Origin of the sequence: Planktothrix sp. FACHB-1365 (assembly GCF_014697575.1) — a bacterium.
In the GTDB taxonomy this organism is placed as follows: Bacteria; Cyanobacteriota; Cyanobacteriia; order Cyanobacteriales; family Microcoleaceae; genus Planktothrix.
Genome location: NZ_JACJSC010000002.1, coordinates 54,662 through 70,334 on the forward strand (window position 1 = coordinate 54,662; position 15,673 = coordinate 70,334).

General features: G+C 40.1%; 14 protein-coding genes and 1 tRNA gene. 12 read left to right on the forward strand and 3 right to left on the reverse strand.

All coding sequences use genetic code 11. The features are described 5' to 3' along the window. Position 1: 1 nt before the first annotated feature. Together H6G57_RS04490 and H6G57_RS04495 are read right to left on the reverse strand one after the other, a co-directional pair. Positions 2 to 1,573: a metallophosphoesterase gene (locus tag H6G57_RS04490; RefSeq protein ID WP_190516402.1), complete on the reverse strand. Its 1,572-nt coding sequence runs from the start codon at positions 1,571 to 1,573 to the stop codon at positions 2 to 4. A gap of 102 nt (positions 1,574 to 1,675) precedes the next feature. Beyond that, complete coding sequence (locus H6G57_RS04495; RefSeq protein WP_190516404.1) at positions 1,676 to 3,472, reverse strand: N-acetylmuramoyl-L-alanine amidase; 1,797 nt, start codon at positions 3,470 to 3,472, stop codon at positions 1,676 to 1,678. Between the two features lie 186 nt (positions 3,473 to 3,658). On the opposite strand from H6G57_RS04495, the gene H6G57_RS04500 reads away from it, so the two are divergent. The 10 genes from H6G57_RS04500 (at position 3,659) to H6G57_RS04545 (ending at position 12,460) form a co-directional block, all read left to right on the forward strand. Next, the gene (locus H6G57_RS04500; protein WP_190516406.1) at positions 3,659 to 4,111 is read left to right on the forward strand and encodes a KGK domain-containing protein; all 453 of its coding nucleotides are present in this window, start codon (positions 3,659 to 3,661) and stop codon (positions 4,109 to 4,111) included. A gap of 252 nt (positions 4,112 to 4,363) precedes the next feature. Then, positions 4,364 to 4,831: a KGK domain-containing protein gene (locus H6G57_RS04505; protein ID WP_190516407.1), complete on the forward strand. Its 468-nt coding sequence runs from the start codon at positions 4,364 to 4,366 to the stop codon at positions 4,829 to 4,831. A gap of 58 nt (positions 4,832 to 4,889) precedes the next feature. Further along, on the forward strand, positions 4,890 to 5,042 hold the full coding sequence (locus H6G57_RS04510) for an AtzG-like protein (protein ID WP_190516408.1): 153 nt from the start codon (positions 4,890 to 4,892) through the stop codon (positions 5,040 to 5,042). Positions 5,043 to 5,380: 338 nt separating this feature from the next. Beyond that, positions 5,381 to 6,208 (forward strand): cobyrinic acid a,c-diamide synthase, encoded by an 828-nt coding sequence (locus tag H6G57_RS04515; protein WP_375539504.1) that lies wholly within the window; start codon positions 5,381 to 5,383, stop codon positions 6,206 to 6,208. Positions 6,209 to 6,330: 122 nt separating this feature from the next. Next, on the forward strand, positions 6,331 to 7,482 hold the full coding sequence (gene gshA / locus H6G57_RS04520) for a glutamate--cysteine ligase (RefSeq protein WP_190516410.1): 1,152 nt from the start codon (positions 6,331 to 6,333) through the stop codon (positions 7,480 to 7,482). A 135-nt stretch (positions 7,483 to 7,617) separates the two neighbouring features. Beyond that, entirely contained in the window at positions 7,618 to 8,079 is a 462-nt protein-coding gene (locus tag H6G57_RS04525) for a tRNA (cytidine(34)-2'-O)-methyltransferase (RefSeq protein WP_190516412.1), read from the forward strand. Between the two features lie 535 nt (positions 8,080 to 8,614). Next, the gene (locus H6G57_RS04530) at positions 8,615 to 10,777 is read left to right on the forward strand and encodes a LysM peptidoglycan-binding domain-containing M23 family metallopeptidase (RefSeq protein WP_190516414.1); all 2,163 of its coding nucleotides are present in this window, start codon (positions 8,615 to 8,617) and stop codon (positions 10,775 to 10,777) included. Positions 10,778 to 10,914: 137 nt separating this feature from the next. Beyond that, positions 10,915 to 10,987 (forward strand) — tRNA-Met (locus tag H6G57_RS04535). Between the two features lie 206 nt (positions 10,988 to 11,193). Further along, positions 11,194 to 11,787 (forward strand): peroxiredoxin, encoded by a 594-nt coding sequence (locus tag H6G57_RS04540; protein WP_072720737.1) that lies wholly within the window; start codon positions 11,194 to 11,196, stop codon positions 11,785 to 11,787. Between the two features lie 115 nt (positions 11,788 to 11,902). Next, the gene (locus H6G57_RS04545; protein ID WP_190516415.1) at positions 11,903 to 12,460 is read left to right on the forward strand and encodes a redoxin domain-containing protein; all 558 of its coding nucleotides are present in this window, start codon (positions 11,903 to 11,905) and stop codon (positions 12,458 to 12,460) included. Here H6G57_RS04545 and H6G57_RS04550 read toward each other — a convergent pair. Next, complete coding sequence (locus tag H6G57_RS04550) at positions 12,429 to 13,073, reverse strand: DUF4241 domain-containing protein (protein WP_190516417.1); 645 nt, start codon at positions 13,071 to 13,073, stop codon at positions 12,429 to 12,431. The genes H6G57_RS04545 and H6G57_RS04550 overlap by 32 nt on opposite strands. A 383-nt stretch (positions 13,074 to 13,456) precedes the next feature. Here H6G57_RS04550 and H6G57_RS04555 point away from each other — a divergent pair, with 383 nt between their 5' ends. Both H6G57_RS04555 and H6G57_RS04560 read left to right on the forward strand, forming a co-directional pair. After that, complete coding sequence (locus tag H6G57_RS04555) at positions 13,457 to 14,806, forward strand: 1-acyl-sn-glycerol-3-phosphate acyltransferase (RefSeq protein ID WP_190516419.1); 1,350 nt, start codon at positions 13,457 to 13,459, stop codon at positions 14,804 to 14,806. A gap of 150 nt (positions 14,807 to 14,956) precedes the next feature. Next, positions 14,957 to 15,616, forward strand: a complete 660-nt coding sequence (locus H6G57_RS04560) for a Uma2 family endonuclease (RefSeq protein WP_190516420.1) — start codon at positions 14,957 to 14,959, stop codon at positions 15,614 to 15,616. The last annotated feature ends 57 nt before the right edge of the window (positions 15,617 to 15,673 follow it).

Sequence of the window (15,673 nt, forward strand, 5' to 3'; positions counted from 1 at the left end):
GTTAAAGCATAAAAGCGTTCTGTTCTTGGGTATTCCATCGACCTTTAAATCGTTCTGTAATTAAGGGTTTTACCCGAAATTTAGGTGATTTTCCCGCTAAAACATCAATGCGTAAACCTGAATAGGGACGGCGTTTTTCTCGACCTAAACCTGTGCGACCCACAAATAATAACGATTCCGCAATTGAGCGCGATTTTACACCTGTTTCGGTTTCAAAAAACTCCATTAATTGATTTCCTTCGGGGCGTTGTCGGCGTAAACTATAGCCACTTCCACCACAAATTAACCAATGAATATAGGAATCTGCAAAGCCTGTATTTCCGGTATATAAATGTTCTAAACAATGAGCATGACCATTCAAAACTAAATCTACAATTGGGCGATTTTCTGTAAGGTTGCCAATGGTATTAGACACTTCATTTAAAACATAACGCAAGTTATTTCGCACAGCAATAGTTTGAGCTTGATTCCATTTTGTGGCTTCTGTAACATAAGGAGGATGATGGAAATACAGCACTCGTCCTCGCACTTCTGAAGTATGCCAAGATTCAATTAAACGTTGTTTTAACCAGTTCAGTTGTTCAAAATCAATCGTAATATCTTGAGGAGCATTCAGTTGTTTCTGAATATCCATTTTTTGTTCTTCTAATTGTTCTATTTTTTCTAAATAATCATGAACAATTTCATCGCTTTTTCCCGGCTGACCTTGAAGGATATCTAATTCTTTCATGAATTGTTGTTTTTCCAATTCAATTGTATTAGATCGTTGCTGCAATTGCGATCGCAAATCTTCCCCCTGAAGGGTATTCGGTAAGGGTTCAGGATCATTAAAGGTATTAGAATCTAAGGCAAAAAAATCAATTCCGCCATAACGAAAGGTATAGTAACGATTAGGTAAACGGGTAAACAGTCCGGGTTGATAGCGCAGACATCGACCTGTATTCGTTTTAGCGGTATAATATTGCTCTAAATGGTGTTGAAGTTGTAAAGGATTAATTGTTACTAAATAATCTAAAAACGCTTGAGCATAAGCTTTTCCTTGAAACGAACCATGCCAACCAATATCAAAATCAAATTTAGAAAATAACAGATGACGAGGTAACCAAATCAACTGAGCTAATAAACTATAAAACCAAGGTAAATCATAATAATCATGATTACCTAAAACGGGTAAAAAAGGTAAATTAAATACCATTTGATCATAACTAATTTTTTTAGGGTTTTCACCTCCCACTAAAAATTCTCGATAGGGATGAATAAAATTATCGGGGTAATATTCACTCGAACCCACTAAATAAACAACATCTCCCGTATGAACAATAAAACGACAATTCTCCTGATTTTCTAATAACAATTCTGCAACTTTTCGTTGAGGACTTGGATTCGGTTTATAGCCTGTTCCACTATCTCCTATCACTAAAAATGAAAATTCAGTATCCTGATTTTTTCCATCATCAATGACTAAAGAGGTTTGATCAATACCTTGATTCACAATTAACGGATCTTGCCAACGAACCCGCTCTTTCATTTTATTTATTTTTGTGGCAATGGGGGGATCAAATACAAACTGCATATTATAAAATTTTCCTATTTAATATAAGTTTTAAAATCTTAGAAGGTGCGTGCGCGATGCTTACGCACCCTACTTTATTGTAACACTTAAAACCTATCTTAATTATTGGGTTAATTTTACCCACTCTACTATCCCATCTGCTAAAGTTATAGCTAATTTTTGTTGTTCTTGGGGATTAACAATCCATTCAAATTCCTCTGGATTAATCATAAATCCTAATTCCAGTAAAACCGATGGCGCAACCGTAGGACGAGTTAAGGCTAAATTATTCCAAAAGACCCCATAGGACGGACGGTTTAATGCCTTTACTAAATAGTGATGTAAAAATGCTGCTAAACTATGAGCTTGGGGGTTATACCAAAAGGTACTCACTCCTTTTGTTTTAATCGCATCTCCATTATCGGGTAAAGCATTATAATGAATAGAAATTGATAAATCCGGTTCCTGTTGATTAATCATTTTTACTCGGTCTTGGGGATACAAATCCTCATCCCCTTGGCGGGTCATAAAAACCGAAGCACCCCGTTTAATTAATTCTGCTTCTAATAGTTTAGAAACCACTAAATTAACATCTTTTTCGGGATAACCTGTTGGCCCTTTTGCTCCTAAATCATTTTGACTCCCATGACCGGGATCAATTAAAATATTTAATCCCGATAAAGGTAAATTAGATTGTAATTGCGGGGGATTTTTGAAAGATAAAACTAAGGTTGTCCCCTCATAACGCAATTTATAACCCCATTGTTGTTTTGTTTTAAAATGAAAGGTATATTGCACCGCATCTTGTGCTTTTTCTCCCAAAGGAAATAACACAGGTTGCCAATCCATACGGGAAATTAAAGCATTATCATTAAAACGAATTGTATCCGTTTGAGCCGTTGTATTATAGAGGGTTAAAGTGAAACTTTGATCTTCTTGTTTAACCGTTATTGGAACAGGTGTTTGGAGGGGAAATGACACTTCTAACCAGTCTCCAACTTGGCGAGAACTTGCACTTCTAATTAAAGAATTCGGGGGTATGGGTTCGGTGGTAATTCGGGTTTCATTTGCTTTAATCCACCCCCCATAATCAAGCCGTAAAAACTCCCCTTGTCGTCCTATAATTTGAGCACGAGTTCCTTTAGGTAAGGGGGTTAAACGAGAATTATCGGTACTAGGCCCGGTGCGTGCGGTTCCTTCCTCCACAATCACTTCAGCGATTTCAAATTGAGTGGGAGAAAGAATAGAAATTTGCCCGGTTGCATTTTGAGTCAGGGTCTGATTATTCAGGGTTAATTGATACTCAGGTTTGCCTAAATCTAATATTTTTTTATCTGCTGAAAAACTTAAATTGTTGGCAATGACACCACAACCTTGATATTTTACAGTATTGGCTTTGATAGGTTGATTCTGTCCGGTTAAAACGGCTTTGTTATCGGGTAATTCTAAGCTTTGAGATTGTGAGGATAACGGAATTGTTTGTCCGGCTAATTTAACAGAAACCGTTGCCTTTTGCGGAGCGATCGCACTAAAACAAACAAGCTCCCCTGGAAGTATAGCGATATTCTCAGAGGGAGTCAATGAATCCTTTAAAAAGCTTACCGTTTCTAAGGGAGTAGCTTCCGTTGAAATTCGAGTAATATTGAGTTTGATTTTTTGATTTTTATAGCGTAGAATGAAAGTGTTTTCCCCAAGCTGCAATCGAACAGTGGGTGCAAAGTGACCAGCAGGACTTCGGGAAATAACTTGACCATTAATTGACACTTCTCCTTCGTGTGCCGCCGTTCCAATTAAAAAAATACGGTCAGATGTTGTTTTGTAATCATCGGGTGGATAAGCAACATATAAAGGTTGTTCTGCCGATACTGAAGATGACAAAGCCAAACTGATCATAGCTGTTAATCCTAGAATCTGTTTCATGAGTGTCATTTGAATTTGTTCTCAACTTATTTTATCCGTTTAGGGAGTAGGATACTACCCTTATTTTCTCCCTCTTTTGATCAAGTTTAATTTTTATTGCCTGATGCAATAAAACTTGATCAAAAAAAGCAGCTAAGTTAGGGTATTAGGGTGCAGCCAAGAAAAATAGCCATAAGGAAGCCTACCATGAATCATGAGTTTTTTAGCTTAACTGAAGATGAGTATATTGTTAAGCTAGGGAAAGATACCTTCACAATTTCACGATTAAAAGAATTAATTGCGATTCAGTTTGAAGAGCATATTATGAATTACGGAGACTTTTTTAATTTGACATTTTCTCCAGCCAAGCATGATGCTTTTTGCTTTGATATGCGGAGTGTTCAGTTAATGTTTCCGTTTGAAGGAATGAGTGGTTATTTATTACCATTAGGCTCTAAAGATTGGATTTCAGGTCAAGTTAGAATTCAAGCGAATTTAAACTCAGATCCCGAAACTTTGAATCAAAATTTTTCCGTCGAGATTCAGTTTGCAGCCGATGAACCTCGATTAATGAATCTCTTTCATTATCCTAGTGATTTTCAGGAAGAACCTAATTCTAATCACAAAATGTCTTCCTGTCATTTAGTTCATCAATCCTAATTGGGGATACTCTTAATTCTTAAATTCCCCAAAATTTTATCTACGGCTTGAATCAAATTCAATTCTCTCTAACCATCAGGGTCTTCAATAACCAATAATCGCCTCAATCCTATATAATTTTTCTTTTGTAAAAGTACAATTTTTAATCAATTAAACTTCACTTAAAATTTAAGTTAATTTTGTGAGATAATTCAGAATATGGGGTGTATGAGCAACACACACCCATCCTAACTGAGTTGAGGCGTTAACCCGATGAGTGAATTGTTTGTTAAGCTGGAACAGGATGACGATATTGTCATGTTGGGGAAGGATACGTTTACAGTATCACGGTTGAAAGAGTTGATGACTGAGAATATGAAGGTTAGACTTTTTCAACAAGATCTAAAATACAAACAGGATTATGTGATTTTAGCTAATTCATTATGTAATAAATTAAAAATAACAGATAAATCAATAGAACTGGACTTAAATGAAATTAGATTAGTATTTCCGCCTAAAGGGATAGACTGTCAGTTACTCAAGCTACAGTCTGGTAAGTGGATTTCAGGTAAAATCAAATTTCAAGTTGATGTAAATCGTGATCGCCAAACAGTAATTACAGAGTTAGAATTTGCTCCTGATGAAATAACATCTAACGAAACAGAAGAACAGCAAAACGCTAATTCCAATGAAAATTTAGATGAAATTAGAGCCAAATTAAACCAAATCAACGCTCTTTAATTGTAGGGTGCGTAAGCAAAGCGCACGCACCAATATTTTATTAAAATCAATCAAAATCATGAATAACCTCAAAGAATACGTTAATCAAACCGCCCAACTGATTAATTTACCCATACCTCCCCAATATCATCAAGATGTAATAATAAGAAGTAGGATAATCTGTGAATGTATTTTCCGCAATGCAGTAAACCTAGAAGGGTCAGGAAAATGAATCAGACACTTGGGTAAATCTGGTCAAAGTTTAGCGTGATCGAAATCCACTTTTGATTGTGATTAATGTCACATTAGTAAAAAAGGCTCAATGGGCTCTGCGAAATGGGAAACTATCAAGACACAATTCAGCCAAACGGTAACAAATATGGCTCAGATCCCTTAGAATTAAAGACAATTCATCCAGTATTTTAGGGCTGACTTGCTAGAGTCCAGATTGTCATTAAAAATCAACGGGAATCTTTGGGTCAAGTGTTTGAGGTTTAGAGGGAAATCTAAACCCAGGGGAAGAAGCAAGAGTGGATCACGGTAAATCAGCTTGATGGGGAATGAAATCAGATGATGAATCTTGAATACAGCGACGAACAACAGAGCGATTTTGCACGGCTGATGAGCCATAATATTTTATTTGATAAATTGCCCATTGAGGTGCAAAAGTGGGCTGAAAGTTTGCCCTGGAATCAACGGCGTTATGTCCTTTCTTTATGTTATATTTTATGTGCCTCTTCCCCAGAAAAACAAGCGGAATTTTTAGATGAATATACCGCCGACGGCTTAATGGCGAAGATGTTAGAAGATATTGATACGCTGCAAAGAATCAAACAATATCTCAGTTGTTTTCGGATTAAAGCCGCCTTAAATGAATCGGTTTTACGCGGTTATATTCGGCAATTTTATATTCATTCTGCCCAAGATGCTCGTTGTCAACCCGGTCAATATTTAGAGTCGGCTTTAAAGTTAGCCTTAAGTCCGAAAGATAAAGATAATGTATTTAATTATATTCTCGGATTTGAACTGATTAAACTCATGTTTCAAATGAGTTGGCTACAACAGGAACGACTGTCTCGATTACAAACCAATCAGGACTATTTTATCAAAAATTATCTCAAGCCAATTCAACACGCCCATCGAGTTAATGGGATTATTGTTCCTAAAGACGAACGAGTCTTTTTTGCTAAACGAGATTTCTATGTCCAGAAACCCGAAATTAAACCCAGAACCTTAATTGAATTAGTCATGGCAACCTTTACAACCAGCCAAGTCATTGCTTGTGGATTTTCTTTAACTCGTCATAGTCGAGCGTTTGAGTTTGATTATGATTATATTTTTAATTCTAACGAACCCGACAGCATTTTTCCCTGGGGTTCAGAATCCATGTTAGGATAAAAAATGGCTCTTATTTTGTAACAGCCAAAAACCCTAAATTTAAGGTTCAAACTAAAAGAAGTTTAATGAACTGATTGCTGTTTTATTGATTGGCCGTTTACACTCCGCCCAGGAACTGAACTATGCTCTTATCCAAAGGTTTTGAAGTTGAAATGTATACAGGAACTCCCCAGGGCGATATTGTGGGGCTGTCCGATAAAATTGTTGCGGACTTAGAAGGATTTGTTCGAGAACCTGATAGCCGAAACGTCGAATATACCACCGCCCCCCTGTGTAATTATGATCGGTTGTTGTGTGCCTTGGTTCGACCTCGGCGGATACTACGAAACTATTTACAACAGTTGGGAGACTATACCCTGTTACCCGGAAGTACATTATCCCTGGGAGACACAAAGCATTTTTACCGATCTGATCCGCAAAATCCCTATCATACTTATATTGAACAAACCTACGGTACGGATGTCGTCACCGCTAGTATTCATATTAATGTTGGCATCGCTGACCCGGAACAGTTAATGCAAGCTATTCGCTTAGTACGGGTTGAAGCCCCCCTTTATTTAGCGATGAGTGCCTCTTCTCCCTTCTTAGGGGGTGAAGTCACGGGGTATCATTCCACCCGTTGGCATCTGTTTCCCAAAACCCCAGCCTATGTCCCCTTATTTGAAAGCCATCGCCATTTTATTGACTGGACAGAAGAACAACTTCAAAAAGGAACCATGCAGAATGTTCGTCACCTGTGGTCATCGGTACGGCCCAATGGCGATCGCCGTCCCTATAACTTAAATCGTCTGGAACTAAGAATTTGTGATTTGATGGTTAACCCCATTGCCTTGTTAGCGGTCACAGCTTTATTAGAAGCACGCCTTTGGCAACTGTTAGAGAACCCTGACCTTGATCCACTCCAACACAGTGAACTTCCGGCAACCCGTCGTGCTGAAGATTTAGTTGCCCTCAGCGATGAAAATGAAATCCAAGCTGCTCACCATAGCTTAGATGCCCAATTGCGACATTGGCAAGACGGACGTTTAATCACCGCTAGAGATTGGATTGAACAACTGTATCAAGAAGTTTGGCCGATCGCCAAAAAACACGGGTTTAGCTGTTTTCTGTCTCCGGTGAAAAAATTACTGCGAGAAGGCTCTACAGCCCAACAATGGGTAAATTTGTCCCAACAGGGTTGGGAAACGCGGGCTATTGTTCAGCACGCCATTCAAAAGATGGAACAGCAAGAGCAAGAATTTGAAGATCAGATTTGTCAACCGTTAGTAGCGTGAAAAATGGCCCATTTTTTGATGAGAATATCTTATCGATAAATTTCTTTACAAAACATAAAGAAAAACTATAGATTTGTTCTCAATGCCGGGGGGAAAGTGCCCCCTAAATTCCTTGTTTTCTGGTTTGATTACCTCATGCCTCACGTTGTCTTAGTTCAGCCACAAATCCCACCCAATACCGGGAATATCGCTCGTACCTGTGCAGCTACCTGTACCCAATTACACTTAGTCGGGCCATTAGGATTTGAAATTAGCGATCGCTACCTGAAGCGAGCAGGTTTAGATTATTGGCCCTATGTTTCCTTAACCTATCATCCCGATTTCTTCACCTTTGAGACCTATCATCAACAACACAGTGGACGTTTGCTGGGATTTAGTACCAGAGGTGCTTCCAACTATGCCCAGTTTCAGTTTCAAGATTCAGACTGGCTACTGTTTGGAAGTGAAACCACAGGACTTCCCCCCGATGTGTTGGACGCTTGCACCGCAACCGTTTATATTCCAATGGCCCAGCCCGGAGTTCGGAGCTTGAATCTCTCCGTGAGTGTTGCCATTAGTTTATTTGAAGCCCGCAGACAATTGGGTTACTTTGCCTAAAATCGGTGAATCAAAACCCCTGGTTTTAGGAAAAATTTCTGTGATAACTTTTTTTTATAAATACCCGGATTCAATTGACCCCCAACAGTGATAGATTTTATTCATCTAAACGGGTGTTTTTTTGCCCGGGTCAAAAAAGCCCAAACCCTTAATTGAACTCGATCTGAGGTTCTTCACCGTTAATTTGCGAGGCATCTGACAAGCTAATCTCCATAAATTCAAGGGATTCCATTCCTATTGTATTTCTGGTAGAAACTGGTGTAGATTCTCATCTGGACTCTTGTAACAGAGTTCACTTAATCTTTAAAGTTCCTCGACCCTCAAGGGTTATTGTTGTTAAGAACGTTAGTTTTCAGGGTTTGCCTTTCTATGGAACTTTCGCTTTTCTTGCCGAAATTGAAAAAGCAAGGTAATCTGACGTAATCAGGATTATTGTCAGTGATTTCAATCAATCATTAATGTGATTAGATCTACTGATATTACGTTCTTGAGCGGTTCGAGGACAGTTCAGCGCTTCTCCATAGGAGGTCGTTCTTTGAAAGGAACAGTTCCAAATCATGATCAACCTGTTGCCATGCCTAATTTAGATTTAGATTCCGGTTTAGATTTAGATCAGAGTGCAACAGGGCAGACCAAACAACAGGTCTCACACTCTGGCAGTTATAAGGTTCGTACCTCTGTCGCATTTTTGGGTTTAGCCATTGCTTCTGGGATTCTCAGCAATCAAGCCAATGATTATGCCGTGGCGGCAGAGTTATCCAATCCTGATCCGAATCCAGCCTTGCAGTCATCTGCCGCGATGACCGATGCTTCTCCCAATCAAGTCAATATGAGCTCTGGGGAACAAGCATCTCAATCGGAGTGGCAGCCGTCCCTGTTACGAACCGTTTCCCGTCTCAATGCAGGCGAGAACGTTGTCAACAGCAGCAGTCAATCTCCTGATGTCGGGCTAGAAAAATCGGATCGAACCGATGTAGAAGCAGTTTCTACACCAGAGTCTCAGCCTAGTGTTTCCTCGGAATCGTTGCCTCAATCGGTTACACTGAACGAATCTCATCCCCCATCCATTGGGCAGATTCGTCCCTCCCATGAAGTTGAAACCTCAGCAACTCAGAACTCTTTAGATCCATCGGTGGAGGTTTCAGAAACGCCCTCTGAAGCAACTCAGGAATTGCAGCCCAACCATACGGCTGAGGGGAATTCCTTAGATACGCTCTCCCAAGAGATGTCTGGAGCGTTTGTGATTCCGACCGATGCGAGTAACCCAACCGTTACAGAAGTTTATCAGGTGGGTTCGGGTGACACCTTAGATCGGATTGCTACACTGCACAATGTTTCTGTAGATGCCCTGATCAAGGCAAATCAACTAACAGATCCCAATGTTCTTAGTGTTCATCAAAGTCTAAAAATTCCTAAGCAACTGGCGAGTAGTTTTTCTAGCAGTCCATCTTCTCCGGTACCGAATTCTGGGCCAGATTCTCAGATTCGTTTAGAGGCTTCCCCCTCTTCACAACAGCTTTCCCCAACCACAGACTTAAGTGCTTTAGGCGGGAGATTACCTCAAGCCGTACTTCCAGCCGTCATTCCCTCAGAACTCAATAGCAAGGGTTCTTCAGTCACCGATTTTCCGAAGGAAGCGGTTGCCACCTTGAGTTCAATTCCGACCCACAGCACTTTAAATCAGCTATCGTTAAACCAATTAGCTTCCCGTGCGGTCAATGGAGTTGAGTCTCCTACTCCCGTTGCGGCTGAAGCGGTTTCCATTCCTGTTGAAGCAGAAAAACCTTCCCTGTCTCAACAGATGGCTGTTCAACAGGTTTCTGTCCGTAAATCAGAAGCCGTCAACAAGTTGTACTCGGATCGCCTGAGATCTGAAGTAGAACGCCTGCGAGAGGAATATAAAGCCCAGAGTGGCTATCAGGTGATGAATGTATCCTTAGAGCCAGGTGAAGAGTCAACGGTTAAAACCTTAACCTCGGTGACCACGGCTGCTGCACATCGGCAAAAACGGATTAATCCTGAGTTCAATCCTCAAGCGTATTCCCAGCAGCAAAAAGCCACTCAAGTTGAACAGAACTTATCTGCTCAACAGTTGGCGCAAGTGTCTCGGAATGCCAATAGAACTCCATCAACTCAACTGCAACCGGAGTCCAGACGTTCGGTGGTGGCTACGGCTCCCATCGGGGCTAAAGGCTACGATCCTTTAAATAACCCGACCTTGGGTCAGATGGTTTCTCCGCAGTTACCGCCTCTGCCTGGGCCAGATGCTTACTTGCCGAATGGTTCCATGCGCTTCAATGGCTATGCTTGGCCTGCTGCTGGGATTCTGTCTTCTCCCTATGGTTGGCGCTGGGGACGGATGCACCGGGGAATTGATATTGCTGGCCCTATCGGAACCCCGATTTTTGCGGCGGCTCCTGGGGTTGTGACCTATGCAGGATGGAATGATGGCGGTTATGGCAATTTAGTCGAAATTGAACATCCCGACGGCAGTTTAACCGTTTACGCCCACAATGATCGCGTCCTGGTCAACGAAGGCCAAAAAGTGGCTCAAGGGGAGCAAATCTCCGAGATGGGAACTACAGGTCGCAGTACAGGGCCGCACCTGCACTTTGAAATTCATCCCAAGGGAGAAGGTGCGGTTAACCCGATTGCCTTCTTGCCTCCCGACAGTTCAATGGTGTCTCAGAATTATTAGGTAGAGGTTCAGGGTTGACCGTTGAGGGTTGACCGTTGCCCAATCTCTGATTCCTTAAACCCCCTCAAAAAACTTTAAACAGGGGGTTTACTTTTGGGAACAAGTTGTGCTATATTAATAAATCGTGAATCAATCAAGGCTCAGTAGCTCAGTGGTTAGAGCAGGGGACTCATAAGCCCAAGGTCGCAGGTTCAAATCCCGCCTGAGCCATGTCAACGAAATGGTATAAGCCTCTGGTGTAGAGCATTGAGTCAGTCAGGTCAGGGCTGACTTTTTTAACAAATCTTGTCTAACTGTACTCATTTCGAGTATGATATAATTGTAATAAATTGTAAAACAATCAAAAAATTAGGATTAACACTATCCTAATTTTATTGAAGGAAACTTTACTATCGTCAGTTTAAGGAGTATTATTCATGGCTGAGTGCCTGCGTGTTGGCCAAGTCGCCCCCGATTTTACAGCGACGGCTGTTGTTGACCAAGAATTTAAAACGATCAAACTCTCTGACTATCGGGGTAAGTATGTGGTTCTGTTCTTCTACCCCTTAGACTTTACTTTTGTTTGTCCGACTGAAATTACCGCTTTTAGCGATCGCGCCGAAGAGTTTACAAAACTCAACACTCAAATTCTCGGCGTGTCTGTAGATAGCGAATTCTCTCACCTGGCTTGGATTCAAACTGATCGTAAATCCGGTGGTGTAGGTGATCTGAACTATGCTTTAGTAGCTGACCTGAAAAAAGAAATCAGCACGGCTTACAACGTTCTTGATCCCGATGCCGGAATTGCCCTGCGGGGTCTGTTCATCATTGACAAAGAAGGGGTAATTCAACACGCCACGATCAATAACCTCGCCTTTGGTCGCAACGTGGATGAAACTCTGCGGACACTGCAAGCCATTCAATATGTTCAAGCCCACCCCGATGAAGTTTGCCCTGCGGGTTGGCAACCGGGTGATAAAACCATGATCCCTGATCCCGTCAAGTCCAAAGAATTCTTTGCTGCGGTCTAAGATTATTCCCGACAAAAAACCATTCACAACCCGTCTTAACAATTGTGTGAAGGCGGGTTTACTCTATTTTATAAGATTGTTTTAAACTGGGAAGAGTAATCAACAACAAACTCTTATGCTGACTTCTAACGATTTTACAGGTTTAATTAATCGCCGATTTTGGAATAACTTTTTTCCGATCCCCGCCACCAGTAATTTAGAGTTGGGGATGAAAACCCCTGATTTTGCATTACCCGATATTACCAATGGTCAATTAATTCGGCTGTCTCAGTTTCGAGGCGATCGCCCTGTAATTTTGGCTTTTACCCGCATTTTTACAGAAAAACAATATTGTCCTTTTTGTTATCCCCATATTAAAGCCCTGAACGAACACTATGAAGAATTTGTTCAACGGGGAGTGGAAGTGTTAATGATTACGAGTACCGATGAACGTCAAAGCAAAATTGTCGTCAAAGATCTAGGATTAAAAATGCCATTGCTAAGTGATCCAAGCTGTGGCATTTTTGGATTGTATCAAGTAGGACAAGCTTTGGGTGCACCCTTACCTGCTCAATTTGTTTTAGATCAAAAGGGTATTTTGAAATATAAACATTTGTTTTCTTTTTTGGATCACAATGCCAGTATTAAAACCTTACTAGAAGTTATTGATCCTCTCGCAACTCAAACAGTTTAAAATCGGTGACTAAACAAACTGGATTACCCTGTTGATCATAACCCCAATAGGAGGGATAACACCCTTCTCCCCAACCGGAATGAAAGGCAATAATATTCAATCCGGTTGATTCTTCTAAGCAGAAATTTGCCCAATCCCAAGTATCCAGATAGGTTTGATCTAAGGTTTGATCTAAGTGATGATAATAGGTTTCAAACTCAGTTGGTGACAGGGAAGATAGCCGTTGAACAACTTCGCCATCCATAAAACATCCGGTTCCTGAATCCACAGGATAACCCCATTCTGACTCTCCCTGAAAACAGGCTGCTAATTCCCATGTTACCGCAGGTTGATCGTGAAGGACTAACATTGCACAGGCAACTCTTTGCTCTTTTCGGTCATGGAATGTGGCAATACTGAGTTTAACCGGATAACGACCTACGGGCAGGGGTTGAGTCAAACACAGATGAGGATTAAGGGTCACTAAAGGATCACAAACGGCAATTTTTCCAGTGGTTACCACTAATTCACCGATGGTCTGAACAGAATAGGTGACTTGATCTGTCTGGTGATCAAGGGGGGTTGGGAACCAATAACCAGTTGGAAATGCTTGGGTCAAGTCGGTGGGGTTCATCCTTTCTACCTGCCTTCTAAGAGAAAATTTGATAATTTGTGCTTTTACTTTTAAAGGAAACCGTTTTTAGGTGTAAAGTTCGGTTGTCATTGTAACGAATTATGGGTAAATTTTAGACATTGACAGAAATATTCAACAGTTCTATGATGATGTGTTTTACCTAATGCAGAGTCAGGTGTTGTAAACAGGAGAAGCATTTAGGCAAACAATAAGGAAAACAACAAAAACTCTCTGACTGAATGTTATGCTGAACAGCAAACGATCATCAGTGCAGGAACATAGAAATTACTGGATGATTAACTTTTTATTTTCTCATCCCCTTGATGGCAATTGGCTGCGTTCAATAAGCGTTAATACTTATTAAATTTTCTCAACCTTAATTTATGGTTAATCTGATTACCAATATACAACCCACCCTAGATTTTATTCCTCCTAATTTTAATCCGTTTGTGGTAAAAATCTGCCAGTGGGGAATTCCATTTTGGATTAAATGGAAAACGCCGTTAGTAGAGATTAAAGGAGAAAAAATTGAACGCTTAGTGAATCTTTATCAACAGTTTCAAAGCGGAAAAATTCGATTTTTATTAGCGTTTCGTCATCCTAATACGGATGATCCGTTTTGTATGAGTCAATTGTTATGGCGATTTGTTCCTGAAACTGCGAAACAACAGGGAATTGCTTTATCTCATCCAATTCATGCTCATTTTATGTATGATCGGGGTATTCCCTTATGGGCGGGACAATTTGTGACTTGGTTATTTCCAAAGTTAGGAGGAACGTCAATTTTAAGGGGAAAAGTTGATCGATTAGGATTACGTTCTGCAAGAGATTTATTTCTAACCGGTCAATTTCCCTTAGCTGCTGCACCGGAAGGCGCAACGAATGGGCATAATCAAAGTATTAGTCCTTTAGAACCTGGAATTGCTCAATTAGGATTTTGGTGTGTAGAAGATTTAGAAAAAGCAGAACGAACAGAAGAGGTTTATTTAGTTCCCATTGGAATTCAATATTTTTATCTTCAAGATAATTGGCAAGATTTAGAAAGATTAATTTCACAATTAGAAAAAGATTGTAACTTACCTCAAAAAACTGAAGAATTAACAACTCAGTCTCTCTATAGCCGTTTAATGCGATTAGGAAACTATCTATTAGACACGATGGAAAATTTTTATCGTCAATTTTATCATCGTAGCATTCCTCAAGATGAAACCCTTGATTTTTCAGACCGTTTGAAACGATTATTAGATATTGCGTTAACTGTTTCTGAAGAATATTTTAATCTGAAACCAACGGGAGATTTGAGCAGTCGTTGTCGTCGTTTAGAACAAGCAGGTTGGGATTGTATTTATCGATATAATCTTAAAGGAAATGATAACTGGTCGGCGGTAGAATTGGGATTAGCGGATCGGGTGGCAATTGAAGCGAGTTTGAGAATGTGGAATATGAGATTAGTGGAAAGTTTTGTGGCGGTAACGGGTCGTTATATTCGAGAAAATCCCACGTTTGATCGGTTTGCAGAAACAACTTTAATTGTTTGGAGAATGATCAATCAGTTAAAAGGCAACACTTCGATTAAACCTCCTAATTTAGGAAAAAAAAGAGCTAAATTAACCGTCGGAGAACCGATTTCTGTCAGTCAAAAATGGTCAGATTATCAAACAAATCGTCGTCAAGCGGTTGCGAATTTAACTCAAGATTTACAGAATGCTTTAGAACAGATGATTGAGCATTAAATTTCAAGTCATCGGATGGGTGGGGAGAGCCCGCCCCTACACACCGAAGGTTGTTTTTTTAGGGTTAATCATCGTAATCCTGCTTTTATACAATTCCTTTATACTTGCTATATAATAAATTAAGCCAACCTCAAATGAGGAGAAGTAAGAATGTCAATTACCGCCGAACAACTAGAGGCTTTAATGCCCGATGGGACTCAGGTTGAAAGTAAGTATATAGAAATGGAAAGTACGTTACATTATCTCCAGTTGGCGTTATTAGTATCTTGCTTAGAGTGGTTATGGAGAGACAGAACTGATTATTTTATTGGTGCAAATTTAACCATTTATTTTAGTCGTCAACAACTGAGAAATCGAGACTTTCGGGGGCCGGATTTTTTCTTGGTAAAAAATACTGATAAACGTCCGAGAAAATCTTGGGTGGTTTGGGAAGAAGGAGGGAAATATCCCGATTTAATTATTGAACTGCTTTCTAACTCAACGGCAGAAATTGATAAAACGACTAAAAAGAATTTATATCAAGATCGCTTTAGAACCCAGGAATATTTTTGGTTTTCTCCCGATGATTTAGAATTAGCAGGGTTTAAATTAGTCGGACAGGACTATGAAGAAATTATTCCGAATGCCACCGGATTATTAGAAAGTGAAGTGTTAGGATTATGCCTGGGAATTTATCAAGAAAAACTACGATATTTTACCCCAGAAGGTGATCTTGTTTTGACTCCTGAAGAAGCGGCATTAGAAGCTCAAAATCGTGCTGAACGTTTAGCCGAACAATTACGATCTTTAGGCATCGAACCTATGTTATAGAAAGGTGTGATTAAATCTTGTAGAGACGTTTCATGAAACGTCTCTACAAGTCTATCG